At 70.7% G+C, this 26,670-nt stretch carries 24 protein-coding genes and 1 pseudogene; 6 read left to right on the forward strand and 19 right to left on the reverse strand.

Going from position 1 to position 26,670, the window contains the following annotated elements:
- Nucleotides 1-54: 54 nt before the first annotated feature.
- Nucleotides 55-930: an ATP-binding protein gene (locus MFF22_RS11205; protein WP_238249048.1), complete on the reverse strand. Its 876-nt coding sequence runs from the start codon at nt 928-930 to the stop codon at nt 55-57.
- Between the two features lie 141 nt (nt 931-1,071).
- On the opposite strand from MFF22_RS11205, the gene serS reads away from it, so the two are divergent.
- From serS to MFF22_RS11220, 3 genes are read left to right on the forward strand one after another with little or no spacing between them, the layout of a single operon-like run.
- Nucleotides 1,072-2,388, forward strand: a complete 1,317-nt coding sequence (gene serS / locus MFF22_RS11210) for a serine--tRNA ligase (protein WP_238249049.1) — start codon at nt 1,072-1,074, stop codon at nt 2,386-2,388.
- Nucleotides 2,388-3,152: a 5'/3'-nucleotidase SurE gene (surE, locus tag MFF22_RS11215; protein ID WP_238249050.1), complete on the forward strand. Its 765-nt coding sequence runs from the start codon at nt 2,388-2,390 to the stop codon at nt 3,150-3,152. Before serS ends, surE begins: the two co-directional genes overlap by 1 nt.
- Complete coding sequence (locus tag MFF22_RS11220; RefSeq protein ID WP_238249051.1) at nt 3,149-3,802, forward strand: protein-L-isoaspartate O-methyltransferase family protein; 654 nt, start codon at nt 3,149-3,151, stop codon at nt 3,800-3,802. The genes surE and MFF22_RS11220 overlap by 4 nt, the downstream gene beginning before the upstream one ends.
- Before the next feature lie 115 nt (nt 3,803-3,917).
- Here the strand turns inward: MFF22_RS11220 and MFF22_RS11225 are convergent, their stop codons facing one another.
- The 16 genes and pseudogenes from MFF22_RS11225 to MFF22_RS24840 all read right to left on the reverse strand — a co-directional run bounded on the left by MFF22_RS11225 (nt 3,918) and on the right by MFF22_RS24840 (nt 22,304).
- Complete coding sequence (locus MFF22_RS11225) at nt 3,918-4,805, reverse strand: phytoene/squalene synthase family protein (RefSeq protein WP_238249052.1); 888 nt, start codon at nt 4,803-4,805, stop codon at nt 3,918-3,920.
- Nucleotides 4,805-5,203: an Mth938-like domain-containing protein gene (locus MFF22_RS11230; protein WP_238249053.1), complete on the reverse strand. Its 399-nt coding sequence runs from the start codon at nt 5,201-5,203 to the stop codon at nt 4,805-4,807. The genes MFF22_RS11225 and MFF22_RS11230 overlap by 1 nt, the downstream gene beginning before the upstream one ends.
- Before the next feature lie 12 nt (nt 5,204-5,215).
- Nucleotides 5,216-6,157 (reverse strand): protein translocase subunit SecF, encoded by a 942-nt coding sequence (gene secF / locus MFF22_RS11235; protein ID WP_238249054.1) that lies wholly within the window; start codon nt 6,155-6,157, stop codon nt 5,216-5,218.
- Between the two features lie 235 nt (nt 6,158-6,392).
- On the reverse strand, nt 6,393-7,997 hold the full coding sequence (gene secD / locus MFF22_RS11240; RefSeq protein WP_238249055.1) for a protein translocase subunit SecD: 1,605 nt from the start codon (nt 7,995-7,997) through the stop codon (nt 6,393-6,395).
- Between the two features lie 93 nt (nt 7,998-8,090).
- The gene (gene yajC, locus MFF22_RS11245) at nt 8,091-8,429 is read right to left on the reverse strand and encodes a preprotein translocase subunit YajC (protein WP_238249056.1); all 339 of its coding nucleotides are present in this window, start codon (nt 8,427-8,429) and stop codon (nt 8,091-8,093) included.
- A gap of 223 nt (nt 8,430-8,652) precedes the next feature.
- Complete coding sequence (locus tag MFF22_RS11250; protein ID WP_238249057.1) at nt 8,653-9,150, reverse strand: cupin domain-containing protein; 498 nt, start codon at nt 9,148-9,150, stop codon at nt 8,653-8,655.
- Nucleotides 9,151-9,492: 342 nt separating this feature from the next.
- The gene (locus tag MFF22_RS11255; RefSeq protein WP_238249058.1) at nt 9,493-10,620 is read right to left on the reverse strand and encodes a DUF2778 domain-containing protein; all 1,128 of its coding nucleotides are present in this window, start codon (nt 10,618-10,620) and stop codon (nt 9,493-9,495) included.
- A gap of 189 nt (nt 10,621-10,809) precedes the next feature.
- Entirely contained in the window at nt 10,810-12,114 is a 1,305-nt protein-coding gene (locus MFF22_RS11260; protein WP_238249059.1) for an AmpG family muropeptide MFS transporter, read from the reverse strand.
- A gap of 104 nt (nt 12,115-12,218) precedes the next feature.
- Nucleotides 12,219-12,473 (reverse strand): metal-sensitive transcriptional regulator, encoded by a 255-nt coding sequence (locus MFF22_RS11265; protein ID WP_238249160.1) that lies wholly within the window; start codon nt 12,471-12,473, stop codon nt 12,219-12,221.
- 195 nt (nt 12,474-12,668) lie between these two features.
- On the reverse strand, nt 12,669-13,523 hold the full coding sequence (locus MFF22_RS11270; protein ID WP_238249060.1) for a manganese catalase family protein: 855 nt from the start codon (nt 13,521-13,523) through the stop codon (nt 12,669-12,671).
- A 255-nt stretch (nt 13,524-13,778) separates the two neighbouring features.
- Nucleotides 13,779-14,099 carry a GIY-YIG nuclease family protein gene (locus tag MFF22_RS11275; RefSeq protein ID WP_238249061.1) on the reverse strand — a complete coding sequence of 107 codons (321 nt, stop codon included), beginning with the start codon at nt 14,097-14,099 and terminating at the stop codon, nt 13,779-13,781.
- 207 nt (nt 14,100-14,306) lie between these two features.
- Nucleotides 14,307-17,903, reverse strand: a complete 3,597-nt coding sequence (gene mfd, locus MFF22_RS11280; RefSeq protein WP_238249062.1) for a transcription-repair coupling factor — start codon at nt 17,901-17,903, stop codon at nt 14,307-14,309.
- Nucleotides 17,904-18,078: 175 nt separating this feature from the next.
- On the reverse strand, nt 18,079-18,318 hold the full coding sequence (locus MFF22_RS11285; RefSeq protein WP_238249063.1) for a hypothetical protein: 240 nt from the start codon (nt 18,316-18,318) through the stop codon (nt 18,079-18,081).
- Nucleotides 18,319-18,332: 14 nt separating this feature from the next.
- Nucleotides 18,333-18,629 carry an FAD assembly factor SdhE gene (locus tag MFF22_RS11290; RefSeq protein WP_238249064.1) on the reverse strand — a complete coding sequence of 99 codons (297 nt, stop codon included), beginning with the start codon at nt 18,627-18,629 and terminating at the stop codon, nt 18,333-18,335.
- Between the two features lie 70 nt (nt 18,630-18,699).
- Nucleotides 18,700-20,634 (reverse strand): selenocysteine-specific translation elongation factor, encoded by a 1,935-nt coding sequence (gene selB, locus MFF22_RS11295; protein ID WP_238249065.1) that lies wholly within the window; start codon nt 20,632-20,634, stop codon nt 18,700-18,702.
- A 68-nt stretch (nt 20,635-20,702) separates the two neighbouring features.
- A pseudogene (locus tag MFF22_RS24840) lies at nt 20,703-22,304 on the reverse strand (ABC transporter substrate-binding protein).
- A gap of 127 nt (nt 22,305-22,431) precedes the next feature.
- Between MFF22_RS24840 and thiE the strand changes: the two are divergent.
- The 3 genes from thiE to MFF22_RS11320 all read left to right on the forward strand — a co-directional run bounded on the left by thiE (nt 22,432) and on the right by MFF22_RS11320 (nt 24,737).
- Nucleotides 22,432-23,148, forward strand: coding sequence for a thiamine phosphate synthase (gene thiE, locus MFF22_RS11310; protein ID WP_238249068.1), 717 nt, complete (start codon nt 22,432-22,434; stop codon nt 23,146-23,148).
- Nucleotides 23,145-23,951, forward strand: a complete 807-nt coding sequence (gene thiD, locus MFF22_RS11315) for a bifunctional hydroxymethylpyrimidine kinase/phosphomethylpyrimidine kinase (protein ID WP_238249069.1) — start codon at nt 23,145-23,147, stop codon at nt 23,949-23,951. The genes thiE and thiD overlap by 4 nt, the downstream gene beginning before the upstream one ends.
- Nucleotides 23,952-24,116: 165 nt before the next feature.
- Nucleotides 24,117-24,737, forward strand: a complete 621-nt coding sequence (locus MFF22_RS11320) for a helix-turn-helix domain-containing protein (protein ID WP_238249070.1) — start codon at nt 24,117-24,119, stop codon at nt 24,735-24,737.
- A gap of 145 nt (nt 24,738-24,882) precedes the next feature.
- On the opposite strand, the gene MFF22_RS11325 is transcribed toward MFF22_RS11320, so the two are convergent.
- Together MFF22_RS11325 and MFF22_RS11330 are read right to left on the reverse strand one after the other, a co-directional pair.
- Nucleotides 24,883-25,464: an ABC-type transport auxiliary lipoprotein family protein gene (locus tag MFF22_RS11325; protein ID WP_238249071.1), complete on the reverse strand. Its 582-nt coding sequence runs from the start codon at nt 25,462-25,464 to the stop codon at nt 24,883-24,885.
- 121 nt (nt 25,465-25,585) lie between these two features.
- Nucleotides 25,586-26,668: an MlaD family protein gene (locus MFF22_RS11330; RefSeq protein WP_238249072.1), complete on the reverse strand. Its 1,083-nt coding sequence runs from the start codon at nt 26,666-26,668 to the stop codon at nt 25,586-25,588.
- Nucleotides 26,669-26,670 lie beyond the last annotated feature (2 nt).

A 26,670-nucleotide genomic window follows, 5' to 3' on the forward strand; every position in this document is an offset into this window, starting at 1 on the left:
TCTCGCAGGGCACCGCCCTGCACCCGCCAGAGGGCTCGCCCTCTGGACACCCCATCAATCCAGCGTCTTCCCGAGCCGGCCGGCGAGGTCCTGGATGTACTGGAACGCCGTCCGGCCGGAGCGGGAGCCGCGGGTGGTGGCCCATTCCAGGGCCTCGGCACGCAGGCGCTCGGGGGCGACCTCCAGGCCGTAGCGGGCGACGTAGGCGTCGATCATCGCGAGGTATTCGTCCTGGCTGCACTTGTGGAAGAAGAGCCACAGGCCGAACCGGTCCGACAGGGAGACCTTCTCCTCCACGGCCTCGCCGGGGTTGATCGCCGTGGAGCGCTCGTTCTCCACCATGTCCCGGGCGAGCAGGTGGCGGCGGTTGGAGGTGGCATAGAACAGGACGTTCGCAGGCCTTCCCTCGATGCCGCCGTCGAGGGCCGTCTTCAGGGACTTGTAGGACGTGTCGTCGGCATCGAACGACAGGTCGTCGCAATAGACCAGCCAGCGGTGCGGGTCCGGCCGGAGGAGGGCCATCAGGTCGGGCAGGGCCTCGATGTCCTCCCGGTGGATCTCCACGAGCTTCATCGGCCGGCTGCCCTCGGGGCGCCGGGCGTTGATATCCGCGTGGGCGGCCTTCACCAGGGACGACTTGCCCATGCCCCGGGCGCCCCAGAGGAGGGCGTTGTTGGCCGGCAGGCCCCGGGCGAAACGCTCGGTGTTCTCGACGAGGATCTCCCGGGCCCGGTCGATGCCGGTGAGCAGGGCCATGTCCACATGGGCCACCTCCGGCACCGGCACCAGCCGCCTTTCCGGCCCCCAGAGGAAGGCGTCGGCCGCATCCGGGTCGAAGGCCGGCGGGGCGGGGGGCACCGCCCGCTCCAGGGCGGTGGCGATCCGCTCCAGCAGGGGCATCAGGGCGTCGAGCGGGGCGGGGCTTGTCATGGGCGCATGTTCGGTGTGGGCGGGTCACGCCTCATAAGACGGCAGGCGGCGAAAGGCACGCCCGCTTGTCCCGCCCGGCGCGATGCGGCAAAGCGGAGCCCGCGCGAGCCGCGATCCCGCGGCCCGACCCGAGCCGATCCGATGCACGACATCCGCGCCATCCGGGAGAACCCGGACGCCTTCGACCGCGACCTCGCCCGCCGGGGCCTCGCGCCCCTCTCGGCGGAGCTGATCGCCCTCGACGAGGCGCGCAAGGCCGCCGTCTCGGCCGCGCAGGCCAACCAAGAGCGGCGCAACGCGCTCGCCAAGGAGATCGGCGGCGCCAAGAAGGCCAAGGACGAGGCCCGCGCCGCCGCCCTGATGGCGGAGGTCGCCGCCCTCAAGGAAGCCGGCCCCGGTCTCGAGGCCGCACAGGACGAGGCCGCCAGGGCTCTCGATGCCCGCCTCGCCGCCATTCCCAACCGCCCCAAGGCCGACGTGCCGGAGGGCGCCGACGAGCACGGCAACATCGTCTACCGCAGCCATGCCGGCAGCCGGGAGCGCCTGAGCGAGGGCCGGGAGCATTTCGAGCTGGGCGAGGCCATGGGCCTCATGGATTTCGAGACCGCGGCCAAGCTCTCCGGCTCGCGCTTCGTGGTGCTGAAGGGCCAGCTCGCCCGGCTGGAACGGGCGCTCGGCCAGTTCATGCTCGACCTGCATACGCAGGAGCACGGCTACACGGAAGTCGCCCCGCCGATCATGGTGCGCGACGAGGCGATGTTCGGCACGGCGCAGTTGCCGAAGTTCGAGGACGACCAGTTCGCCGTGCTCGACGGGGAGGCCCTGCGTGACGGGGGCGCTGGGCAGCCCCGCCGCTGGCTCGTCCCCACCGCAGAGGTGCCGCTGACGAACCTCGTCCGTGAGTCGATCCTGCGCGAGGAGGAACTGCCCCTGCGCTTCACCGCCCTCACCCCCTGCTTCCGGGCCGAGGCCGGGGCGGCGGGGCGGGACACCCGCGGGATGCTGCGCCAGCACCAGTTCAACAAGGTCGAGCTGGTCTCGATCACCACGCCGGAGGCCTCCGCCGAGGAGCACGAGCGGATGCTCACCTGCGCCGAGGCTGTCCTGAAGAAGCTCGACCTGCCCTTCCGGGTGATGACGCTCTGCACCGGCGACATGGGCTTCGCCAGCCAAAAAACTTACGACATCGAGGTCTGGGTGCCGGGCCAGCGGACCTACCGGGAGATCTCCTCCTGCTCGGTCTGCGGTGACTTCCAGGCCCGGCGGATGCAGGCCCGCTACCGGGGCAAGGATGGCAAGCCGGCCTTTGTGCACACCCTCAACGGCTCGGGGGTGGCGGTCGGCCGCGCCCTGATCGCCGTGCTCGAGAATTACCAGAACCCCGACGGGAGCGTCACGGTCCCCTCGGTGCTCGCGCCCTATATGGGCGGCCTCCACCGGATCGAAGGGCCTCGCTGATGCGCATCCTCGTCACCAACGACGACGGTATCCATGCACCGGGTCTCGCGACCCTGGAGGAGATCGCCCGGGAGCTGTCGGACGACGTCTGGGTGGTGGCCCCGGAGAGCGACCAGTCCGGGGTTTCGCATTCCCTCTCGCTGAACGATCCCCTGCGCCTGCGGCAGGCGGGCGAAACGCGCTTCGCCGTGAAGGGGACGCCCTCCGATTGCGTGATCCTCGGCATCCGCCACATCCTGGCGGAGAAGGGGCCGGACCTCGTGCTGTCGGGCGTCAACCGCGGCCAGAACGTCGCCGAGGACGTGACCTATTCCGGCACCATCGCCGCGGCGATGGAGGGGACGATCCTGGGCGTGCGCTCCATCGCCCTCAGCCAGGCCTACGGCGCGGGCGGCCGCCACGCCCTCAAATGGGAGTGCGCCCGCAGCCACGGGCCGAAGGTGATCCGCAAGATCCTCGACACGGGGATCGAGCCGGGCATCCTCGTCAACGTGAACTTCCCCGATTGCGCGCCGGAGGAAGTCCAGGGCATCGCGGTGGCCGCGCAGGGGTTCCGCAATCAGGCGCTGCTCTCCATCGACGCCCGGGTGGACGGACGCGGCAACCCCTATTTCTGGCTCGCCTTCGCCAAGGCGCGGTTCGAGCCGGGCAACGGTTCGGACCTGAAGGCCATCGCCGACAAGCGCATCTCGGTGACGCCCCTGCGCCTCGACCTCACCGACGAGCCGACCCTCACCCGTTTCGCCCAGGCGTTCGAAGCGTGAGTCTGGCGCAGGACGAGGCGATCTCCGGCAGCGCCGTCGGCAACGCCGCCTTCGTCCTCGCCCTCCGCGAAAAGGGCCATCGTGACACCGCCGTGCTGAGTGCAATGGAGCGGGTGCCCCGGGAGGCCTTCGCCCCTCCAGCGCACCGGGAGCAGGCCCGGCGGGACATCGCCCTGCCGCTGCCCTGCGGCGCCACCATGACAGCCCCGTCCTCCGTCGCGACGATGCTGTCCCGGCTCCGGTTGGGGCAGGGGCAGCGGGTGATGGAGATCGGCACGGGCTCCGGCTACGTCACGGCCCTCCTCGATCGCCTCGGGGCGGGGGCGGTGCTGAGCCTCGAACGCTACCGGACCCTGGCCGAGGACGCCGCCGCCCGCCTCGGAAATTTGCCCGGGATCCACGTGGTCCAGGCCGATGCCCTGGCCCCCGCCCTGCCGGACGGAGGGTTCGACCGGATCCTGGTGAACGGCTGCGTAAAGGCGGTGCCGCCGCACTGGCTCGCGGCCCTGGAGCCCGACGGCCGCCTCGTCACCGGCCTTGCCGTCGCGGGGCTCTGCCGGATCGCGGTCTTCACCGCAGACGGGGCCTGCGAGACCGGGCCGCCGATCCGCCTCGCGGCCCTCGTGCCGGGGCTCGCGCGGGTGCTTTGAACCTGGGGATCCCAAAGGGATCATCCCTTTGGCGGGTGCAGGGCGGAGCCCTGCCTCTCCCAAGGGCTTCGCCCCTGGACCCCACCAAAGGGCGTGACGCCCTTTGGAATCCCCCTCAGCCGATCCGCCGCGAGGCCCGCCAGAGGCGCCACACCCGCCGCCAGCGGGGGAGGTCGGTGGAGGTGTTGAGGGGGTCGTAGGAGGTCCGGTCCATCGCCGCGAGATAGGGCTCCACCAGGGCGACCGGCAGGAAGGCCGTCCGGGCGGCGGGGGCGATGGTCGCGCGGCCCGCCTCGTAGGCGGCGAGATGGCGCCGGGCCAAATCCCGCAGGTCCGCGCAGGCGCCCCGGAGGCCGGGGCCGCCGCGGCCCGTCACGATATCCTCGCGGGTGACGCCGTAGCGGCCGAGGATGTCGGCGGGGAGATAGACCTGGCCCGCCCGGGCGTGCCAGGGGAGGGCCCGGAGCAGGCCGGTGATCCCGTAGGCGACGCCGGCATGGCCGGCCGCCGCCGCGCCGCCGGGCTCGGCGCCCCCGCCGATGATCAGGCTCGCGATGCGGAACAGGGCCGAGGCGGTCTCGCCGCAATAACCTTCGAGGTCGTTCACCCGCGGCATCGGATCCTCGTAGAGGTCGAAGACGCGGGCATCGATCAGGTCCACCAGGGGCTGGCGGCTCAGGCGGTTGGCCTTGATCGCCTCCTCCAGGGCCGCCGCCACGGGGTTGGCCCGGACATCGCCGCGGGCCTCGCCCTGGAGGGCGTCCCGCCACCATTGCAGACGGATCTCCCCGGCCATGGGGTTCGTGGCGGCCTCCCGCACCCGCGCCACGGTGAGGCTGAAGGCGTAGAGGGCGTAGAGGTGCGGCCGGGCGGGGGCGGGGGCGAAGAGCGTGGCGAGGTAGCGGTCGGGGTCGCCCTCGCGCACCAGCGCCTCGCAATGGCTCTGCGCGAAGGACAATCCGGTCTCGCCGGCCGCCGCCTGATCCCGCGCTGCCTCCGCCATCAGGCCACCGCGATCAGGGCGGCGGCGACCTTGCGGTTCTCGGCCACCAGGATGTTGTAGGTCCGCGCGGCGGCTCCCGTCTGCATCACGTCGAGGCCGACCCCTGCATCCTTCAGCCAGCCCCGGAGGGCGGGATCGATCGCCACGATGTCCCGCCCCGTGCCCACGAGCAGCAACTCGATCCCCGCGGCCTCGGCCTGGACCGGCCGCAGGGCGCTGCGGTCGATCTCACCCGGCGCCGCGACGGGCCACGCCAGCACCCCGGACGGCAGCAGCAGGATCGAGCCCCGGTGAGACATCCCGGCGAAGCGGAATCCGCCATTGCCGTAGGTGTCGATGATGTGCCGCCCCGGCACGAAGCCGGACTCGAAGTTTTTTGGGATCTCCTGCTCGGCCATATGAGGAAAAAACTACTCCGCCGGTTGCGGGAGACCGGACCGCTCGGAGGCTGCCCGCGCCCCCGACAGCATCAGCCCGAGATAGATCAACACCGGAGTCGAGATGAAGATCGCCGAGTAGGTGCAGATCAGAACGCCGCACAGCATCACCGTCGCGAAGCCGTGGATCGCCTCGCCGCCGAACAGGACGAGGGCCAGCAGCGACAGGGACGACGAGATCGACGTCATCACCGTGCGCGACATGGTCGAGTTGATCGACAGGTTGAGCAATTCGACCGTGGGGATGGTCTTGTAGCGCCGCATCAGCTCGCGGGTCCGGTCGAACACCACCACCGTCTCGTTCAGGGAATAGCCGACGATGGTGAGGATGGCCGCGATCGAGGTCATGTTGAACTCGATCCGGGTGATGATGAACACGCCCACCGTCAGCACGATGTCATGCAGGGTGCCGACGATGGCGCCGAGCGCCAATTCCCGCTCGAACCGGAACCACAGGTAGAGCAGCACCGCGATCACCGAGAGCACGACGCCGATCGTGCCCGACTGGACGAGCTCGCCCGAGACGCGGGGACCGACCGTCTCGGTCCGGCGGAAATCGTAATCCTTGTCGAAGGCGTCGTGGGCCTTCTGCATCACCGCGGTCTGGCCCTGCTCGCCGCTCTGGAGCGGCAAGCGCACGAGCACGGTGCCCTGGTTGCCGAGTTCCTGCACCTCCGGCTCGCCGTAGCCGAAGGCCGCGGCGGTGTGGCGGATGCCCGCGACGTCCGCCTTGCCCGACTTCGCCTGCAATTCGACCAGGGTGCCGCCCTTGAAGTCGATGCCAAAGTTCAGCCCGACGGTGAGGAACAGCACCACGGTCGCCAGCGACAGCAGGGCCGAGAGCGGGAAGCTGTACCGCCGAAAGCGCATGAAATCGAAATGCGATTCGTCGGGCCAGAGGCGGAGCAGGCGCATGGTGTCGGACCTAAAAACGTACGGAGGCTTCGAGGGCCAGTTCAATGCCCGTATCCCCTCACCGCCCTCATCCTGAGGTGCGGCGGAGCCGCCTCGAAGGAGCCCTCCAAGACCCGCTTCGGCCTCTGGAGCCCTCCTTCGAGGCCCGCTCGCGCGGGCGCCTCAGGATGAGGTCGCGGTGGGGAACGGCGGCGTCGTGCGGGCGCTCAGGGGTCTCCAGAGAACGAACGGGCAATCAGAACGGCAGGGCCTTCGGCCGGAAGGTCTTGTACCACACCGCGATCATCATCCGGGTGAGGGTGACGGCGGTGATGACGGTGGTGAGGATGCCGAGGATGAACACCACGGCAAAGCCCTTCACCGGGCCGGAGCCCATGAAGAACAGGATCAAGGCGGCGATCGCCATGGTCGAGTTCGAATCGATGATGGTCGCGAAGGCCCGGTCGAACCCGGCCTGGAGCGCCGAGATCAGCGAGCGGCCGGCGCGGCTCTCCTCCCGCATGCGCTCGTAGATCAGCACGTTCGAATCCACCGCGGTGCCGATGGTCAACACGATGCCGGCGATGCCGGGCAGGGTCATTGTGGCCTCCAGCACCGACATCAGGCCGAGGATCAGGCCGACATGGACCATCAGGGCGATGTTGGCGATGAAGCCGAAGGTCCCGTAGGTCGCGAACATGAAGCAGACGACGAGGCCCGCGGCCACCAGGGTCGCGAGCTTGCCCGCCTCGATGGAGTCGCGGCCGAGCCCCGGCCCGACGACCCGGCGCTCGACCACGGTGAACTTGGCCGGCAGGGCACCGGCCCGGAGCAGCACCGCGAGGTCGTTGGCCTGCTGGACGGTGAAGTTGCCGGTGATCTGGCCAGAGCCGCCGGTGATCGCCGAACGGATGACGGGGGCCGAGACCACCTCGTTGTCCAGCACGATGGCCATGGGCCGGCCGATGTTCTCGCTCGTCGCCTGCCCGAAGCGCTGGGCGCCGCGCAGGTTGAACTTGAAGCTCACCATCGGCTCGTGGGACTGTTGGTCGAAGGCGGGCTGGGCGTCGGTCAGCTCGCCGCCGTCGGCCATCACCCGGCGCTCCACCGGCACTTTGGCGCCCTTGCCGTCCTTGGAGGGCAGCATGTCCACATCGCCGCTGGGGCTGTCGGCGAGCATGCGGAATTCGAGCTTGGCGGTGGAGCCGAGGAGCTTCTCCAACCGCTCGGGGTTCTGCTCACCCGGCACCTGGATGAGGATCCGGTCGGCACCCTGCTGCTGGATGGAGGGCTCGGTCGTGCCCGTGGAATCGAGGCGGCGGCGGATGACCTCGATGCCCTGGCTCACCGCCCGGCGGGTGCGGTCGGTGACGCCCGCATCGGTGAGGGTCAGGCGGACGAGGCCGCCCGGCTGCTCGGTGACGTCGAGGGTGCGTGCGCCGGTCTGGCCGATGGAGGTCGCGATGGGCGCGGAGAGGTCGCGCAGCTTCGGCAGCACCTTGGCCCTGGCCGCGTCGTCGCTGATCTTCACCTGCACGCCCCGCTGCAGGAGCTGGATGCCCCCGTCGGCGCGGACGTTCTCCTGCTGGAGGACCCGGCGGACGTCGTCGCGCAGGGACTTGGCCTGGGAGGAAATCAGGTCGTTCTGATCGACCTCGAGCAGGAGTTGCGAACCGCCCTGGAGGTCGAGGCCGAGCACGATCGCCCGGGTCGGGACGATCCAGGCCGGGAACCACGGCGGCAGGCTCGCGAGGAAGCCCTTCCGCTGCTCGGGCGAGAAGAAGCTCGGGATGGCGAGCGCCAGCCCGACCAGGATGACCGCGAGGGTCGCGGCGATCTTCGCACGGGAGAAGCGCAACATCGTGGATCGTTTCTTTCGACTGGACGGCGGGTTGCGCCGCCCGCCTCATGTGATGCGTGAGCAGTTTCGGGGCGGGCCCGGAAACGGCCCTCGTCAGGCCGCCTTGACCGGCCCGCCCTTGGCGCGGACCTCGGAGATCATCGAGCGCACCACCCGGACGCGGACGTTCTGGGCGATCTCGACCTCGATCTCGGGCTGGTCGTCCTGCGCCTTCACCACCCGGCCGACCAAGCCGCCATTGGTGACGATGGTGTCGTCCCGGCGCACGGCCTTGATCAGCGCCTGGTGATCCTTGACCCGCCTCTGCTGCGGCCGGAGGATCAGGAAGTACATGATCACGAAGATCAGGACGAAGGGGATCACCTGGAAGGCGATCTCCGCTCCACCGGCGGCGGTCGCGCCGGCCCCTTGCGCGAAGGCGGGGGTGATCAACGAGCATCTCCTGCGTATGGAAGGCCGGCCCGCCACCCGCCCGCGATGCCGGACACGGCGTCGTCTGAGCGGCCGAGGGGCCCGGCGGAAAGCGCGCGGACTATAGCCAGCGACTTCCCGAAAGCAACGGCCCTCCCTTGGCGGGGCGTCGCTTTCTCCGGTGCAGGGATGGGGGAACGGGCCCGGGCGGCGGTACAAAACGCCACGGGCGGGCCGGGCGGCGTCAGAGCGCGATCATCGCCCGCACGTGCCGCAGCCAGCGCAGGGGCGCTTCGGCCGAGGCGGAACCGCGATGCTTCAGGATCGCGGATTTCAGCAACTCCTTCGGCACCTCCCAGGTTTGGACGGCGCCGGCCGGGAAATGGGCCACGTCCCCCGGCGTGAGGTGATGGCGCGTGCCGTCGGCGTCGGTCACGAAGACCTCGCCCTTCAGGATGGTGACGATCTCGTCGGACCGGTGAGTCCAGCGGAAGGTGCCCGCCGTGGTCCGCCACAGGAAGACCTGCGCGTCGTGGTCCTCCGTCCGCGAGACCTCCACGGCCTCGGCCACGGGATTGCCCGACACGATCCACTCCGCCGGGATCGGCGAAGGCCGGAACACGGCCGAATGCGGCGTGACGGCCGTGCTCGCCAGGGAGCGGTTGTCCTCGTACAGGCTGATTTCCGCGTAGGCGCCGAACGCGGCGGCGGCCAGCAAAGCGGCTGCGAAAACTCTCTTCACGGCCCGTTCCAACCTCGGTCGGAAACGTTCTGCAACAGAACGATCAGCACTGGCCAGTACGACCCGCTTCCGGGCGAACAGCGAAGACGCCGCATCCCTCGGTTTCAGGGCGTATCGTGAATCGTTCACCAATCGAATGGCGGCCGATTGACGGACATGACCTGAGAGCATTTTCGGGAAGCGTTGGATCGCCTCCCCTCCGGTGCCGCCTCTCCGTCTTTGCGGGCGTCAGCGAAGCAATCCAGGGCTGCGGGACCTCTCAGGATGGGGCGGATCCCTGGGTTGCTTCGCTACGCTCGCAATGACCGTGGAGGTGGTGATCCCTGGATGACAGAAAACGCGCTAGCGGCCACTCCGGGACGCGAGATCGATCCGGGCCGAGCGGTTCCCGGCGACGACGACCAGCCGGCGGACCTCGCCCCGTAGGAAGGCGCGCAGGAAGCGGTCGTAGTCCCGGAAGACGACGCAGCCGTTCGAGGCGCCGGGCTGTGCCCGCAGCATGTAGGTGTGGGCCAGGATGCCGTCGCGGCCGTGGATCGCAGAGCTGCCGCCGATGGGGTTCAGGCGGATCGCCCGGACGCCGTGGAACAGGGTCCCCCTCTCGGTCATGTCGTAGGTGCCGGGCGGGGTCGCGCCGCGCATCCGCACATGCACGTAACGCGGATCATCCATCAGGTCGCCATAGCCGGAATGGGCCTCCAGAACCTCGCCGCTCGGCAGGGTCACGGTGCTGGCGCTGATGTCGTAGACCGCCACGCCCTCGGACAGGCTCTCCGTGGCGGACGGGCCGAGGCGGGGCCGGGGCGCGGCCACCGAGTCGGGGTTGGCATAGGCCAACGCCCGCGTGCCGGACTGTCCGCCCGTCTGGCCCGGCGCATCCGCGGCGCCGCCGCCGAACAGGCGTTCCAGGAAGGACGGCTCCTCCGCGATGGCGGCGCGGAACACGTCCCGGGTCGCGGGCAGGGCCCGGCGGGCCGCCACCCGCACGGGCGCGGCGGAGGCGGGGGCCGCCATCCGCACCGCCTCCGCCAGCCCGGCCGGGCGCCGGACGGGGAGGGGCACGAGGGTCGGCTCGGCCGAGGCGACGCGGCGGGGCTGCACCGGGGCGGCAGCGGGCGTCATGGCGGGGGCGGCCGGGGGAGGGGAGGCTTCCGCGACCAGGGACGGCCGCAGGTCCGGCACCATCGTGTTGAGGGCCAGGACGGGCAGATCGCGGACGAAGCCGCCGGACGTGGCGGCGCCGAGGACCGGGGCCGGATCGAACATGAAGGCGAGGTCGGCCCGCGGCCGGCGCGCCGGCAGGTTTGCGGAGGCTTGGGCCTCCTCCAACGCGGAGGAGAGACGCAGATCCTGCCCGTGGGGCCGGTTCAGGACCGTCCAGCCCGCCGCCGCGAGGGCGGTGAGGCAGGCGAGGGCCGGCAGGGGCGAGCGCCGCGAACGGGTGCGGCGGGCATGCGCGATGCTGGACATGATGAGACTGGGCCCCACTCGCCCCGCCGGGCAGCCGCCGCCCTTCGCCGCGGAACGGGTCCGCGGTCGTCGGCCGGGCGGGCCGGATCACCCGTCTGGGAAAAATCAACCGTGGCCATTAAACGGGCGTCAGGGTTAATCTCCGGCTAAGGCCGGGCGACATTCTCCCGCCGGGCGCCGCGCCACCCTTCAACCCTCCATCGGACCGTGGCGGTGGGCGACGTAGAGGCACAGGGCCGCCACGGGCAGGCCGATCAGCGACGTGCCGACGAAGAACAGCGGGAAGCCGGTGGCCTCGATGACGAAGCCCGAGAGCCCGGCGAGCAGGCTGCCGGGCAGGGCGCAGAGGGAGGTGAGCAGGGCGTACTGGCTCGCCGCGTGCTGCGAGTCGGCGAGCCGCGACATGTAGGTGATGAGCACGATGGACGCGAAGGCGTAGGCGAAGCCGTCGATCCCGACGCTCATCGCGAAGGTCCAGAAGGCGGCGCCCCCGTGGCCGCCGTGCCATGCGAGATAGGCCAGCGAGAGGTGCGAGGCGGAGGCCGCCACCGTCCCGAACAGCAGGCTCGCCATCATGCCGATCCGCGGGATGATGGCGCTGGCCAGGAATGTGCCGCCCAGCGCGATCCAGAAGCCGAACAGCTTGGTCACGGTGGCGATGTCGGTGTTCGAGTAGCCGAGATGCTTGAACAGGGGGATCGCCATGGCGCTCGACACGTAGCCCGGCATCCGGAAACCCGCGACGAGCAGCAGCACCGGCACGGCCAGGGGCCCGAGGCGGCCGATCAGGTCGCGGATCGGCGCCCAGATCGTCTCGACGAGGCCGGCCCGGCTCGGCTGCCCCTCGGTAGAGGGCTCCGGGGCCATCAGCGCGGCGACGGTGCCCGGCGCCATCAGCGCGGCCATGCACAGATAGGCCGCCCGCCAGCCATAGGCGTCCGCGAGGTAGAGGGCGCCCGCCCCCGCCGCGAGGTTGCCGCAGCGGTAGCCGATCTCCGCCCAGGAGGACATCAGCGCCTGCCGTTCCACGGGGGCGACGGCGATGCGCCAGCCATCGACCACGATGTCCTGGGTCGCCCCGGCGACGCCCAGTGCCAGGGAGAAGGCGACGGTCCAGGCGAGCCAGTGGGCGGGGTCGCCGAAGGCCACCCCCGCCAGGGCCGCCGCCACCGCGATCTGCGCGGCGACGATCCATCCCCGCCGCCGGCCGATCAGCCGGCCGAGGAGGGGCGGATCGTAGCGGTCGAGGAACGGTGCCCAGAGGAACTTGAACTTGTAGGCGATGGTGAGTTCGCTCATCAGGCCGATGGTCGCGAGCGGCACCTTGGCCTCGCTCAGCCAGGCCGACTGGGTCGCGTAGACCAGCAGGAACGGCATTCCCTGCGCGAAGCCCAGGCCCAGCACCGCCGCGACGCGGATATCGGTGAACAGGGGCGTGAACAGACCCGGCCTGTCCGCCCCCGCCGGGGCTCCGGCCCGCACCGAATCCGCCATCGCACCGCCTCCGCCTGACGGCGCGACAGAGCCAGAGTCAGCGCGGCGTGGCAACGCTTGGTGGCAGTACTTGGGCTTGGTGGCAGTACTTGGGGTGGGGCGTCCTACCCGTCGAGGCGCATGGCCGCCCGGAGGACGCGGGTCACGTCGTCCATCGCCGTCTCCTCGGTGCCTTCGACCCGGGCGGCGATGCGGACTCCCACGGCGACGTGCTGGGCGATGATCGCCAGGGCGACCTCCCGCAGGGCCGCGCTCATGGCGTTGATCTGCTGGACCTCGTCCAGGCAGTAGCGGTCCTCTTCGATCATCTTGCGCAGGCCGCGGACCTGCCCTTCGATCCGGTTCAGACGCTGCACCAGGGGCCGCTTGGCCTCCTCGCTGCGGGTCAGGAGGATCCGGTCGCCGACGACGTTGCCTTCGACGTGCTCGTCGGTCGAACCCACCGTTTCCGCTCCTTCGAACTTTGGTCTCCGATCATATAGGACGGCAATCGTTGCGGAACGGTCCATGGACCCGCCGCCCGGATGGTCGGGCGGCGGGCCGTGAAAGCCGGCTTACATCTGCTCGACTTGCGCGCCGCTGTCGGGGCGGGCCGGGCTGAGGACCGGCTCCTCGCCCATCGGCTTGTTCTTGAACACGCTGTAGGTGCCCTTGCCGTCAAGCGACGGACCCTGCGTCCAGCGTCCGCCCTCCGGCGCCGTGCCGTCGACGGTGCTGACGTAGAAGTTGTAGGCGTTCGCGCTGTCCTCCTTCTCCTGGGGGAAGGAGTTCGGGATCGGCAGGGCGCCCTTGTAGCCGCCGAGCTCCTCGATCACCGCCAGCCATTGCTGCTGGTGCATGGTGTCGCGGGCGATCATGAAGTGCAGCATGTCCTTCATGCCGGCATCGTGGGCGGCGTTATAGAGGCGCACCGCAAGCACCCGGCCGGTGCTCTCGGCCGCCACGTTGCAGTACATGTCCGCCGCGAGGTTCCCGCTGGCGTAGATATGGCTCATGTCGAAGGGCACGCCCTCGCAGTTGGCCGGGAACGCGGCCATGCCCGTCGAGAGAACGTGCCGGTGGAGCATGCCCTCGATCGTATGGCGGGCATTGCCCCCGCCCATCACGGCACCGACCACGCCGTCGGCCGCGCCTTCCTCCTGCAGGGTCGCCGGGGCGTTCTCCAGGTTCAGGGCGACGGCGGTCGCCAGCATCTCGATATGGCCCATCTCCTCGGTGGCGGTGTTGAGGAGCATGTCGCGGTACTTGGTCGTCGGCCCCCGAGCGCCCCAGCCCTGGAAGAAGTACTGCATGCACACCCGGATCTCACCCTCGATGCCGCCGATGGCCTGCTGAAGCATGCGGGCATAGATCGGATCGGGGTTCTCGACCTTCACGGGATACTGAAGGCGCTTGTCGACGTAGAACATGGGGAGGCTCTCCCTGCGAACCGAGTAGGACGCCGGCTATACTCCCAGGGGGTATGCGTCGGTCCTGTGTGGTGAACCTCGCGGATCGGGGAAGGTTCTGTGCGCCGGGGAGAAAAGCAGGGGGGATTTTTCTTTCCTTTCACCTCCTTCCACCCCTCTTCCTCATCCTGAGGTGCGGCGAAGCCGCCTCGAAGGAGGGCTCTAGACGCCTCTGCGATCCCTGGAGGCCTCCTTCGAGGCCTCCGCTCCGGCGCCTCAGGATGAGGGGGGTGATGGGGAATGACGTCGTGCGGTCGGGCGTTTGGCCAGCGTTTGGAGAGTGCCCCAATCGCCTGCGATCAGAGCCTCTTTCTTGGCTCGGCTCCAGCCCTTGATCCGTCGCTCTGCGGCGATGGCATCGGTGATCCGGTCGAACGGCTCGGCGTAGACGAGGGTCACAGGCCGGCGTTTGCTCGTGTAACCCTCGTACGTCCCCGCCTGATGCTCGTTCAGACGCCGGTCAAGGCTCTCACCGCGGGCCGAACCGACATAATAGCTGCCGTCCGCGCAGCGCAGAATGTACACGAAGGCGACCATAGCCCGATTCGTCCGATCACAGGACGAAAAGCTTAGCACCTGCCGCTTCTTCTTATTCCCCCCCTCATCCTGAGGTGCCCGCTGCAAGCGGGCCTCGAAGGAGGGCTCCAGAAAGCATTGCGATCCCTGGAGCCCTCCTTCGAGGCTGCTTCGCAGCACCTCAGGATGAGGGGACTTATGGGAGGGAACAGTGCGTCGCCCTGTCCCCTACGCCGCCTTCTTCCCCCGCTCGGCGATCTTCACGAGGCTGCGCAGCACGTCGGTAGCGATCTTGAGCCGCGACTGGATCGAGGGCAGCTCGCGTACGAACACCACGCTCATGTCCGGCCGCACCTTGGCGAAGGAGGCCTGTTCCGCGACGAAGGCCACGAGGCCCGTCGGGTTGGCGTAGGACCGGTCGCGGAAGTGGACGACCACGCCCTTCGGCCCGGCCTCGACCTTCTCCACGTTGGCCCGCAGGCACAGGATCTTGATCGTGCCGATCTTGAGCAGTTGCTCCACCTCCGGCGGCAGCGGCCCGAACCGGTCGATCATCTCGGCGCCGAAGGCCTCCATCTCGGCATCGTCCTGGATGGTGGCGAGCCGCCGGTAGAGGCCGAGCCGCACCGTCAGGTCCTCGACATACTCCTCCGGGATCGTCACCGGGGCGCCCAGCGCGATGGTCGGGGACCACGCCTCCTCCGGCACGTCCTCGATGCCCGCCTTGAGGGCCGTCACCGCATCCTCCAGCATTTGCTGGTAGAGTTCGTAGCCGACCTCCTTGATGTGGCCGGACTGGGCGTCACCGAGCAGGTTGCCGGCGCCGCGGATGTCGAGGTCGTGGGAGGCGAGCTGGAAGCCCGCCCCCAGGGTGTCGAGGCCCTGCAGCACCTTCAGCCGCTGCTCGGCCTGCGGCGTCAGCTGCCGCCCGGCGGGCGTCGTGAACAGGGCGTAGGCCCGGGCTTTCGAGCGTCCGACACGCCCGCGCAGCTGGTAGAGCTGGGCGAGGCCGAACATGTCCGCCCGGTGCACGATGAGCGTGTTGGCGGTGGGGATGTCGAGGCCGGATTCGACGATCGTCGTCGAGAGCAGCACGTCGAACTTGCCCTCGTAGAAGGCGGTCATCACGTCTTCCAACTGCCCCGCCGCCATCTGGCCGTGGGCCACCGCGACCTTGATCTCCGGCATCTCCGCGTCGAGGAATTTCTTGACCTCCGCCAGGTCTTCGATGCGCGGCACCACGTAGAACGATTGCCCGCCCCGGTAGCGCTCGCGCAGCAGCGCCTCGCGGATCGAGAGCGGATCGAACGGGGTGATGAAGGTCCGCACCACCAGCCGGTCCACCGGAGGGGTGGCGATGATCGACAGTTCCCGCACGCCGGTCATGGCCAGCTGGAGCGTGCGCGGGATCGGCGTCGCCGAGAGGGTCAGCACGTGGACATCGGCCTGGAGGGCCTTCAGCCGCTCCTTGTGGGAGACGCCGAAATGCTGCTCCTCGTCCACGATCAGCAGGCCGAGATCCTTGAAGGCGATGTTCTTCGCCAGCAGAGCATGGGTGCCGACGACGATGTCGACGGTGCCCGCCGCGAGCCCGGCCCGGGTCTGCTTCATATCCGCCGCCGAGACGAAGCGGGAGAGTTGCGCTACCTGCACCGGCAGGCCTTTGAACCGCTCGGCGAAGGTCCGGTAATGCTGGCGGGCCAGCAGCGTCGTCGGCACGATCACCGCCACCTGCTTGCCGGCGATGGCCGCCGCGAAGGCGCCGCGCAGGGCCACCTCGGTCTTGCCGAAGCCGACATCGCCGCAGACCAGCCGGTCCATCGGGCGGCCGGCATTGAGGTCGTCGAGCACCGCATCGATGGCGTTGGCCTGGTCCTCGGTCTCCTCGAACGGGAAGCGGGCGGCAAATTCCTCGTAGAGCCCCTCCGGCGCCTTGAGGGTCGGGGCCTTCTTCACGAAGCGCTGGGCCGCGACCTTGATGAGTTCCCCCGCCATCTCCAGGATGCGGCGCTTCATCTTGGCCTTGCGGGCCTGCCACGCCCCGCCGCCGAGCCGGTCCAGGGCGACCTCGGAATCCTCCGAGCCGTAGCGGGTCAGGAGTTCGATGTTCTCCACCGGCAGCAGCAGCTGGCCGCCGTTGTACTGCAACTCCAGACAGTCATGCGGCGCGCCCGCCGCATGGATGGTCCTGAGGCCGATGAACCGGCCGATGCCGTGGTCGGCATGGACCACGAGGTCGCCGGGCTGGAGGGCCTGGACCTCCAGGATCACGTCCTGCGGCCGCTTGGCCTTCCGCTTCTGGCGCACCAGCCGGTCGCCGAGGATGTCGCCCTCCGACACCACCGCCAGTTCGCCCACGGTGAAGCCGGCTTCCAGCCCCCACACCGCCACCGCCGCATCGGTGCCGCGCTTGAGGGCGTAGACGTCGGCCAAGCGGGTGATCGCCACCGGCTTCTTCAGCCCGTGGTCGGAGAGCACGCCGCAGAGCCGGTCGCGGGAGCCGTCGGACCAGGATCCCAGGATCACGTGATGACCGGATCCCATGAGGTCGCGGATATGGGCGACCGCGGCGTCGAACACGCTGGCATGCTCGTCCGCCCGCTCGGCGGCGAAGTTTCGTCCGGGTTTGGCGCCGCAATCGATGACCGCGCGGCCCTCCGACTCCGGCTGATCGAACGGCGTCATCCGGGCGACCGTCGCCGCGGCGATCCGCTCCTTCAGCTCGTTCTGGGTCAGGTAGAGGGACCGGGGCGGCAGGGGCTTGTAGGGCGCCACGCCGGCCTGGGGATGCTTGAGGGCGGTCTCCCGGGCGTGGAAATAATCCTGCACCAGGGAGAGCCGCTCGCCCGCAGCCTCCTCGACCTGCGGATCGAACAGCATCGGCACCCCGGCGAGGTAGTCGAACAGGGTGTCGAGCCGGTCGTAGAACAGGGGCATCCAGTGCTCGAGGCCAGCATAGCGGCGGCCCTCGCTCACGGTCTCGTAGAGGCGATCGTCCCGGGTCGCGGCGCCGAAGCTCTGGATGTAGTTCTGGCGGAAGCGCCGGATGGTCTCGGTGGTGAGCTGAACCTCGCTCATCGGCACGAGGTCGAGGGAGCGCAGCTGCCCGGTGGTGCGCTGCGTCTCGGGATCGAAGGCGCGGATCGATTCCAGCGTGTCGCCGAAGAAGTCGAGGCGGATCGGCGCCGGGAGGCCCGGAGGCGACATGTCGAGGATGCCGCCGCGCACGGCGTATTCGCCGGTGTCGCGGACGGTGCCGGTGCGCAGGAAGCCGTTGGCCTCCACCCAGGCGACGATGTCGTCCATCTTCACGACGTTGCCGACGGCGGCGGAGAAGGTCGTGTGGGCGATATGGGCCCGGGGCGGCACCCGCTGCAGCAGGGCGTTGACGGTGGTGCAGAGGATGCGCGGGCGCTCCTCCGAGGAGCGGGTCCGGGCGAGGCGGGCGAGACCCGTCACCCGCAGGGCGGCGACTCCGGTGGTCGGCGAGACCCGGTCGTAGGGCTGGCAGTCCCAGGCGGGCAGGGACATGACGTCGAGTTCGGGGGCGGCGAAGCCCAGGGCCGCCTGGAACGCGGCCGAGCGTCCCGAATCGCGGGCGACGTGCACCAGCACGGCCGGTCCCTTGGCCTCCGGCACCAGCGCCCGGGCGAGGTCGGCGGCGACGACGGCGTCGAACCCCTCGGGCACGCCCGCGAGGGTCGGGCTGTCGCCACGCTTGAGGGCGTCCATGGCCTTGGCCAGGGCGGAGGATTTCGGCAGGGCGAAGCGGGCGGTCTGCTGTTTGGGGGCAGCCGGTTGCGGCTTCGGTTGAGGCTTGGCCATCGGGGCTCGTTCGCGGGATGTTCGTCCGCCGGGGCGGCGTCCACGGATGAACCGGGCGTTAGCCCATCGCGCGGCGGCGATCCAGGGTGTGGGATGCGCCGGCGGGCCGCAGCAGTGACCCCCGCGTCATGGCGAGCGCAGCGAAGCGAAGGGCGGAGGGGCCTGTGCGGTCCCCTCAGCCCTTCGGCCCGACGATCTCCTGAAGCGCCATCTCCACCCGGCTGCGGAAGAATTCCGCATTGGGCATGTCCGCGGTCATGGAGGCGGCACGCTCGCCCGCCTCGCGCAGGATCCGGTCCCGGAGCGACGGTTCGGACCGCTCCAGCATCTCCAGCATGACCTGGACCACCAGCTCGGTGGCGATGGAGCGGGCAGGGTGGTCGTAGGGGGCCCGCGCGGTCTCCGGTTCGCTCATGTCACCTGTCCCCGTCACGAATGGATCGGCGCGTCGTGCCGGTGGAAGTCGCGCAGGCGCCGCCACACGGCCGTGTCGTAGTTCGACGGCGTCTCGGCCTCGCCGGTCAGCCACTTGAACAGGTCGCGGTCGGGCACCTCGATCAGGGCCTCGAACTCGTCGAGTTCCGTTTCGGAGAGGTTGCCGATCTCGGCATCGGCGAAGCGCCCCATGATCAGGTCCATCTCGCGGATGCCCCGGTGCCACGCCCGGAACAGGGTACGGCGGCGGCGGGGGTCGAGGTCGGCGCTCGTGCGGGTCGTTCCGGACATGGTTTCCGGGCCTTTCCGTCGGGAAGATGGCGATGAGATACGCCTCACCGGGGCCGGTATCCAGTGCGCGTCACGGCGCATCGCCTCCGAAGAGGGTGCGCCAGTCCCCGCGCAGGCGCCGTCCCTCGGCGATCCGGGCAGTGAACCCCACCGCGTCGAAATATTCGAGCACCGGCATCGTCATGTGGCGGCCGATACCCGTCGCCTCGCGGAACCGCCCCACGGTAATGAGCCCGTCGGGATGCGCGTGGGCGACCTCCGCGGCGAGGCGGGCGAGGTCGGCGAGGAGGCCGGGCGGGAGATAGTAGCCCTTCGGGATCCGCCGCAGCCAGCCGATACGCCCGACCTTGTCGAGGAGGAGGCGCAGGCCTTCCGGGTCGCGCCCGAGGGCCTCGGCCAGGAGCGCGAGGCGCGGCGGGTCCCGGCCGGCGGCGTCCAGGGTCGCGCGGATTGCGGCATAGAGCGCCGCGTCGGCCGGATGCAGCCGCGCCGCGTGGCCGGGGCGGTGGAGGGTGGCGCCCCGCCGGGCCAGATCCCCGGAGCGGACGAGCCCGTCGAGGACGGGTCGGACGAGGGGCCCGTCGGCGGCGGGGAGGGCGGCGGCGGCCTCCTCGGGGGTGAGGCCGGGATTGTCCGGCTCGGCGGCGTGGCGGCGGTCGAACAGGGCGAGCAGCCGCCCTTCGAGATCCGCGATCCGCGAAGCGGGGAAGGCCCGCCGGCCGCCCGGCGCCTCCACGATCCGGGCGTCCCGGGCGGCGAGGAGACCGTCGAGGGTATCCGCGGGCAGGTTGCGCAGGCGGGCGAACCGGGCGGGATCGAGCCCGCTCTCCTCCAGGGCGAGGAGAGCATCGAGGGATGCTCCGTCCTCCGGCTCGGCGAGGGCGGCCACGATGGCCTGCCGGGCGGGGAGCCACGCGCCCCGGCGCGGGCCATCGATGTCGATCACCCGGCCGCCCCCGATCGTGCGGGAGGCGGAGATGTCGCGCAGGATGAAGCGGTCGCCGCCGAGGGCGCCGATTGGGGCGTCGAGGGCGATCCGCGCCACGGCCCGCCCGCCCGGATCGAGGGCGGGAGCCCCGGGGGCCAGCAGGATCCGGCCCGTGACCGAGGCCGCGCCGAGATGGATCTGCACCGGGGTCCGGTGGCGCAGGGCCCGGGCCTCCCCCGGCAGCAGGCGGATCTCCCCGTCGAGCCGGGTCGCCGGGGCGTGCAGCTCCGGCGCGACGATCCAGTCGCCCCGGTGGACGGCCTCCCGCGAGAGGCGGGGGCCCGCGAGGTTGAGGGCGCATCGCTCGCCCGTGCTCCCCGCCTCGGCCACCTCGCTCTGGGCGCGGAGGCCGCGCACCCGGGCCTCGATGCCCGACGGCGAGACGATCACCCGGTCGCCCACCCGCACCGTGCCGGCATGGACCGCCCCGGTCACCACCAGCCCCGCACCGGGCACCGTGAAGCCGCGATCCACCGCGAGGCGAAAGCCCCGCCCGGCCGCCGCCTTCCGGGCCGGGGCCCCGGCCCCGATCCCCGCGAGGGTGGCGATTAGATCCGGGATGCCATCGCCCGTGGCGGCAGAGCAGGGCAGGATCGGCGACCCCGCGAGTCCGGTGCCGGCGAGGAGGGCGCGCACCTCCTCCGTGACGGCGGCGATCCGCTCCGGCCCCGCCCGGTCGGATTTGGTGATCGCGACGAGGCCCCGGGCGAGGCCGAGGAGGTCGAGGATGGCGGCGTGCTCGCGGGTCTGGGGCATCACCCCGTCGTCGGCGGCCACCACGAGGAGGGCGCAATCGACGCCGGTGGCCCCGGCCACCATGGTCCGCACCAAGCGCTCGTGGCCCGGCACGTCCACGAAGCCGAGCGACAGGCCGCCCGGCCGGGCATAGGCGAAGCCGAGGTCGACGGTGATGCCCCGGGCCTTCTCCTCGGGCAGCCGGTCGGCGTCGATCCCGGTGAGCGCCTTCACCAGCGCCGTCTTGCCGTGGTCGATATGCCCCGCCGTCGCGACGATCATTTTTTTGGGACTTCGCGTCGTGGAGGGGGGAGGCGGCGCGGGGACGAATCCGCGCCGCCTGAAGGCTGTCAGCCCTTGATCCGGGTCTCGGCCAGTTCCGACATGCACGTGTCGTAGGGCGTGAACTCGACCCGGTCCGACACCGCGAACAGCGTGTAGGGCGAGTAGAGGAACAGCGCCTTGGCCTTGTCCTGGATGTAGCGCTCGACCTCCCGCACGACGTTCTCCTGCGCCGCCGGTTCGGCGGTGTGCAAGAGCTTGTCGTAGAGGGCATCGAAGGCCGGATCCTCGGGCCCCTGACGCAGGGTCGCGTCCTTCCCGAAGAACTCCCGGTGGACGCAGGCGACCGGATATTGCGGCGTCCAGTCGAAGTACCATTCGAGCTTGACGTCGAACTCCTCCGGCAGGTCGCCCCGGTCGCTGACGAAGCGGGCCGAGAGGCCGATCTGCGACAGGTTCCGGCCGATCGCTTCCACCACGCCCTTCCAGGCCGGGGAGGAGACGAAGACCAGTTCGCGGCCCGCCAGCCCCGCCTTCTCCAGCACCGCCTTCGCGGCCTGGGGATCGTGCGGGAACGGCGCCAGGCCCGGATCCGCGCCGTAGCGGCCGGGCTGGATGAAGGCCGGGATCACCGTGCCGTAGCCGTGGGCGCCCTGGTCGAGGATCGCCTGCCGGTCGAGGGCGAGGTTGAGGGCCTTGCGCACCTCCGGGTCTCGCCAGGGCGAGTCCGGGCGGTTCTCGTTGAAGACCCCCGTGAGGATCGTCTTGGCCTTCTTGGTCTGGATCTTCCCCTTGTCGCTTTGCGGGAAGGCCTTCGCCTCGTCCGGCGTCAGGTCGAACACCACGTCGACCCGGCCGTCACCGGCCGCCACCGACTTGATGCCCTCTCCCTTGCCGATGACGTTGTCGTAGACGATGCGGACACTCGGCCGGCGGGCCGGGTTCCAGTAGGTCGAGTTGGGCTCCATCACGACCCTGTCGGACCGGGAATCGATCAGCGAGACACCCTCGGTGAGCACGAACGGGCCAGTCCCCCACGGACCAGGCGCGTCGATCACTCACCAATGGCCTTCGGCCGATCCCGTCTTCGGGTCGATGAAGCCCCACTCGTTCCAGAACCGCGTCGAGGGCAGGTGCATGCCCCGGAGCTTCATCAGCGCGGCAGAATCGCCGCCGGGGAAGCGCATGCGGATCGTGCGGTCGTCCACCACGTCGCAGGTGACGTCGCGGGCGAAGTTCAGGAAGGCCCCCGGCGGGTGCGGGTTGGTCCATTCCTGGACCTTGTCGAAGCCGAGCTTGAACATGGCGGCGTCGAAGGGCTCGCCGTCCTGGTAGACCGCCTCGCGCATCGTCAGCTCGAGGGTCTCCCCGTCGAGCCAGCGCCACGATTCGGCGAGGCTCGGCTGGCCGATCCCGTCGTGATCGACGCGGTTGGCCTCCTCCATCGTGTTCCACGTGATCGAGAGCCAGTTCACCGGCGACGGATCGACCACCGTCACCGTGTCGTGGGCCCCGAAGGGTCTTCCCCCTCCGGGATCCCCGGTCGCATGCGGATCCATGCTTCCTCCTGCCAAAACCCGCATGGCGCGCGGGGCGCCCGCCGGAATGGGGGCACCGGACAGAGCTAGGGCGGGATCGGTCGCGCGCAATCGACATGAGGACAAGATCATGGCCGACGAGGCCGGGGGACGATCCCGCGCCGAAGTCCCCCGGACTCCTTGCCAATCCGGCCGCCCACACCCACACACAGCCGAGCCGCGACGGCGCCTCCGGGGCGCGGGCGGCCGGAGGGCGACGATGGAAGCGGGCGGGTTGACGGGCAGGGCGCAGGCCGGGGCGCGGTCGGTGGACCTGCGACTCTACGGCCTCCTCGATACCGGTCTGAGCGGCGGCGACGGGGCGACCCTCGCCCGCCTCGGGGTCGAGGCGGCGGCGGGGGGCTGCACCTTGCTCCAGTACCGGGAGAAGGACATCGCCGACGCCCGGGCGACCGTGGAGCGCCTGCGGGCGATCCGGTCAGCCCTGGGCGGCCAAGTGCCGCTCCTCGTCAACGACCGGGTGGACCTCGCCCTGGCGGCGGGGGCGGACGGCGTGCATCTCGGCCAATCGGACCTGCATCCCGCCGACGCCCGCCGGCTCCTCGGGCCGGATGCGATCATCGGGCTGACCGTAAAGACCGCCGCCCAGGCGGACGAACTCTACCGGCTGCCCATCGACTATGCCTGCATCGGCGGGGTCTTCGCCACCACGAGCAAGGACAACCCGGACCCGCCGGTGGGGCTCGACGGGCTGTCGCGCATCCTGTTCCGGGCCCGGCTGGCCCGGGGACCGGGCCTTCCGGTGGGCGCCATCGCCGGGATCGGCCCCGACAACGCCGCCGCGGTCATCGCGGCCGGCGCCGACGGCGTGGCGGTGATCTCGGCCCTGTTCGGCACCGAGCCCGTGCGCCGGAACGCCCAGGACCTGCGCGCCCGCATCGATGCCGCCCTCGAGCGGCGGAGGCCGGCCCGGTGACGGTGATCGCAGTCACCATCGCCGGCTCCGATTCCGGCGGCGGGGCGGGGATCCAGGCGGATCTCAAGACCTTCTCGGCCCTGGGCGTCTACGGCGCCAGCGTGATCACCGCCCTCACGGCGCAGAACACCCGCGGCGTCCAGGCCATCCATGACGTGCCGGCGGAATTCGTCGCCCGGCAGATCGACAGCGTGTTCACCGACCTCCGGGTCGGGGCCGTGAAGATCGGGATGCTCTCGCGGCCGGACGTCATCCACGCCGTGGCCGACGGGCTCGCCCGGCATGGGCAGGGGATCCCGGTCGTCCTCGACCCGGTGATGGTCGCCACCAGCGGCGACCGGCTGATCGCCGACGAGGCGGTGGCGGTCCTGCGGGAGCGGCTCCTGCCGCGGGTCGACCTCGTCACCCCCAACCTGCCCGAGGCGGCGGTGCTGCTGGGCGAGGGGGGCGGGGCGGATGGCGCCGGGATGGCGAACCGTCTCCTGGCGCTGGGCGCCCGGGCGGTGCTGGTGAAGGGCGGCCACGGGACCGGCCCCGAGAGCGTCGATCATCTCGCCACGGCCGGGGGCCCGGCGATCCGCCTCTCCGCGCCCCGGGTCTCGACCCGCAACACCCACGGCACCGGCTGCACGCTCTCGGCGGCGATCGCGGCCTTCCTCGCCCGGGGGATGCCCCTGCCGGCGGCCGTCTCGGCGGCCAAGGACTACCTCACCGCGGCCCTCGGCGCCGCCGACCGGCTCGCCATCGGCGGGGGCCACGGCCCGGTGCATCATTTCTATGCGCTGTGGGAGGAGGGCGCGTAGACGCCCTCCGCATCGCGATCCCATCCCGTGTCTACGGGCCCCGCGACGCCGGGACGGAAGGCGCGGATGTGCAGAGCCCCCCGCCGGAACCTTGCGCCCGTCATCCGTTTGCGTTTGAAGAAGCGTACGATCGTTCGATGAATGGAACGGCCGGACGGAAGGGCCATGCGGGATCAGGCGGAACGGACCGGCAGGACACGGGACCTGCTGACGGGAGCGCAGGCCCTGTCGGGCCAGCTCGGCAAGACGATCCAGCGTCTGCGCAAGGCCTACAACCTGTCCTTGTCCGACCTCGCCGAGCAATCGGGCGTCGCCAAGTCGATCATCAGCCAGATCGAGCGCAACGAGACCAACCCGACCCTGGCCACGATCTGGCGCCTCTCCCAGGCCCTCGACGTGTCGATCGAGCGGGTCCTGGCGGCGAGCGACGAGGAACCCTTCATCGAGAAGACCTCCCGGGCCGACACGCCGATCCTCGTCTCGGACGACGGCAAGGTGCGGCTCGCCATCGTCGGCTGGATCAAGACCGTCGAGTGGCTGCAATGGTACGAGGTCACGGCCGACCCCGGCGGCGTGCTCGATTCCGACCCCCACCAGCGCGGCTCGGTGGAATCCCTATCGGTGTCGGAGGGGGTGTTCGAGGTCGAGGTCGGCGGCACGCTCCAGCGGGCCAGGGCGGGCGAGACGCTCCGCTACCGCTGCGACCGGCCGCACCTCGTGCGCTGCACCGAGGGGCCGGGCCGGGCCACCATGGTCGTCATCATGAAGGCCGCCGTGATGGAGTGAGCGCCACCCCGGCGTTCATCCCCGATCCACGGCCCCGCCGTCCTTGCGAGCGCAGCGAAGCAACCCAGGGACGCGGGCCGCTTCCTGGCAATGCGCATCCCTGGATTGCTTCGCTGCGCTCGCAATGACGAGGTTACGCAGCAACTTACCGCCCGGTGTTCACCCAGCGCACGATGTCGCCCAGCACGGTGACGAGGGCCTGATCGAGGGCCCGCGCTCCGGAGGCCGCGTCCACCGCCGCCACCGGCACCCGCGCCGTGAAGATCCGGGCCGCCGCGACCCGCCCGGTGCCGTCGGCCACGAGCTTGAGGGACAGGTCCACCACCGCCTCGCCCGTCGCCGTCTGGATGTCGAAGGCGCGGATCTCGCTGATGAGCTGGTAGTCGGCAGTGATCTTGTCGCCGGGCCGGCTCACCGAACGGAGGCGGCCGGAATTCTCCAGGCTCTGGATGATGCGGGTCTGGATCAGGCGGGGGAGCCTGTCCGCCCACTGGCCGCCGCCGAGGAAGGACAGGGAGCCCGCGCCCTCGCGGACGATGATCCGGTCCGCCTCGAAGGGCTGGATGCCGACGGGCTCCGAGACGACGATCGCCCGTCCCGCCGCGGCGGTACGCCCCCCCGCCGGGAGGGCAGCGAGGTCGAAGGTCAGCGGAGCCGCGCCACCGCCGCAACCGCCGAGGGAGGCGGCGAGCAGCAATGTCGCGGTCAAGGATACCGGTCGGATCATACGCACAACCTGTCAGATCCTGCCGGAGCGCGGCAGGACGCCAAAAGCCATGCAAGCGAAACTATGCCGTACCTGAAACGCTGCAGTGCGCCCCAGCACAATCACCGGCCGCCGGCATCATTCATCGGCCGCCGTTGTATTCCGGCAACGATGGCTTGCCGCCGAAGATCACCTGCGAGGGATCCCGCTCCAGGCTCCGCACGGTGCGGTTGAGGGTGCCCAGGGTGCGCTGCCCGTCGCCGGACAGGGCCTCGACCTCCCGCCGGCCGCTGCCCGAGAGCCGGCCGAAGCTCGTGGTGATGGTGGCGGTGCGCTTGTCGAGGTTCTCCGACATGGTGCGGAAGGCCCGGCCGGCGTCGCGCACGGAGATCGCCGCCTCGCGGATCTCGGTGAAGGTGCTCGACCCCTCCTTGCCCGAGGCCGAGCCGAGGAAGCCCTCCGCGCCCTTCAGCACGGCGTCGATCCGGTCGGCGGAGGCGTCGAGCTTGGCCGCGAGGGAGCGGGCATCGTGCAGGCCGGCCTCGATGTCCGGGCTGGCGCTGGCCAGCGCCGAGGAGAACTTGTCGGCGTTGTCGACCACCCGGCCGAGGCGGTTGCCGTCCACCGACTTGACGAGGGCGGCGATGGCCGGGCCGGCATCGGCCAGGGTCTTCGAGAAGCTCTCGACGTTGGCGAGCGAGCGGTTGATCGCACCCTCGTTGCCGGCCACGACCCGGTCGAGGCGCGTCAGCATCTCGTCGGCCCGCTGGGCGACCTGCCGGGCCAGCGCCATCATGTCCTGCATGTCGGAGGTCTGGGCGAAGATCGTCGCCGGCTCGCCGTTGGCGGCGGGCTTGAGGGGCGGCGCGTCGGCGTCGCCGCCGGTGAGCGCGATCACCGAGACGCCGGTCAGCATCGCCGAATCGAGCCGGGCCCGGGTGTCGGCCTTCAGGGGCGTCGAGGGCTCGACCTTGACCATCGCGAGCACCCGGCGCGGGTCCTGCGGGGCGAGGTGGATGTCGGTGACCTCGCCGACCTTGATGCCGTTGAAGGTCACGCTCGACCCCCGGGACAGGCCGCCGACGGAGCCGGAGAACACGATCCTCACGGTCTCGCTCACCTGCCGGGACGAGCCGCCCGCCAGCCACAGGGCGAAACCGAATCCGGCGAGGATGACGGCGAGGGTGAAGGCCCCGATCAGGGCATAGTTCGCGCGGGTTTCCATGA

It is taken from the genome of Methylobacterium persicinum (assembly GCF_022179525.1).
Taxonomy (GTDB): domain Bacteria; phylum Pseudomonadota; class Alphaproteobacteria; order Rhizobiales; family Beijerinckiaceae; genus Methylobacterium; species Methylobacterium persicinum.

What these genes read in the sequence shown, in the direction of transcription:
- MFF22_RS11205 (WP_238249048.1), bottom strand. Translation starts at nt 930, where the DNA reads ATGACAAGCCCCGCCCCGCTCGACGCCCTGATGCCCCTGCTGGAGCGG.
- serS (WP_238249049.1), top strand. Translation starts at nt 1,072, where the DNA reads ATGCACGACATCCGCGCCATCCGGGAGAACCCGGACGCCTTCGACCGC.
- surE (WP_238249050.1), top strand. Translation starts at nt 2,388, where the DNA reads ATGCGCATCCTCGTCACCAACGACGACGGTATCCATGCACCGGGTCTC.
- MFF22_RS11225 (WP_238249052.1), bottom strand. Translation starts at nt 4,805, where the DNA reads ATGGCGGAGGCAGCGCGGGATCAGGCGGCGGCCGGCGAGACCGGATTG.
- MFF22_RS11230 (WP_238249053.1), bottom strand. Translation starts at nt 5,203, where the DNA reads ATGGCCGAGCAGGAGATCCCAAAAAACTTCGAGTCCGGCTTCGTGCCG.
- secF (WP_238249054.1), bottom strand. Translation starts at nt 6,157, where the DNA reads ATGCGCCTGCTCCGCCTCTGGCCCGACGAATCGCATTTCGATTTCATG.
- secD (WP_238249055.1), bottom strand. Translation starts at nt 7,997, where the DNA reads ATGTTGCGCTTCTCCCGTGCGAAGATCGCCGCGACCCTCGCGGTCATC.
- MFF22_RS11255 (WP_238249058.1), bottom strand. Translation starts at nt 10,620, where the DNA reads ATGTCCAGCATCGCGCATGCCCGCCGCACCCGTTCGCGGCGCTCGCCC.
- MFF22_RS11260 (WP_238249059.1), bottom strand. Translation starts at nt 12,114, where the DNA reads ATGGCGGATTCGGTGCGGGCCGGAGCCCCGGCGGGGGCGGACAGGCCG.
- MFF22_RS11270 (WP_238249060.1), bottom strand. Translation starts at nt 13,523, where the DNA reads ATGTTCTACGTCGACAAGCGCCTTCAGTATCCCGTGAAGGTCGAGAAC.
- MFF22_RS11275 (WP_238249061.1), bottom strand. Translation starts at nt 14,099, where the DNA reads ATGGTCGCCTTCGTGTACATTCTGCGCTGCGCGGACGGCAGCTATTAT.
- mfd (WP_238249062.1), bottom strand. Translation starts at nt 17,903, where the DNA reads ATGGCCAAGCCTCAACCGAAGCCGCAACCGGCTGCCCCCAAACAGCAG.
- MFF22_RS11285 (WP_238249063.1), bottom strand. Translation starts at nt 18,318, where the DNA reads ATGAGCGAACCGGAGACCGCGCGGGCCCCCTACGACCACCCTGCCCGC.
- MFF22_RS11290 (WP_238249064.1), bottom strand. Translation starts at nt 18,629, where the DNA reads ATGTCCGGAACGACCCGCACGAGCGCCGACCTCGACCCCCGCCGCCGC.
- selB (WP_238249065.1), bottom strand. Translation starts at nt 20,634, where the DNA reads ATGATCGTCGCGACGGCGGGGCATATCGACCACGGCAAGACGGCGCTG.
- thiE (WP_238249068.1), top strand. Translation starts at nt 22,432, where the DNA reads ATGGAAGCGGGCGGGTTGACGGGCAGGGCGCAGGCCGGGGCGCGGTCG.
- MFF22_RS11320 (WP_238249070.1), top strand. Translation starts at nt 24,117, where the DNA reads ATGCGGGATCAGGCGGAACGGACCGGCAGGACACGGGACCTGCTGACG.
- MFF22_RS11325 (WP_238249071.1), bottom strand. Translation starts at nt 25,464, where the DNA reads ATGATCCGACCGGTATCCTTGACCGCGACATTGCTGCTCGCCGCCTCC.
- MFF22_RS11330 (WP_238249072.1), bottom strand. Translation starts at nt 26,668, where the DNA reads ATGGAAACCCGCGCGAACTATGCCCTGATCGGGGCCTTCACCCTCGCC.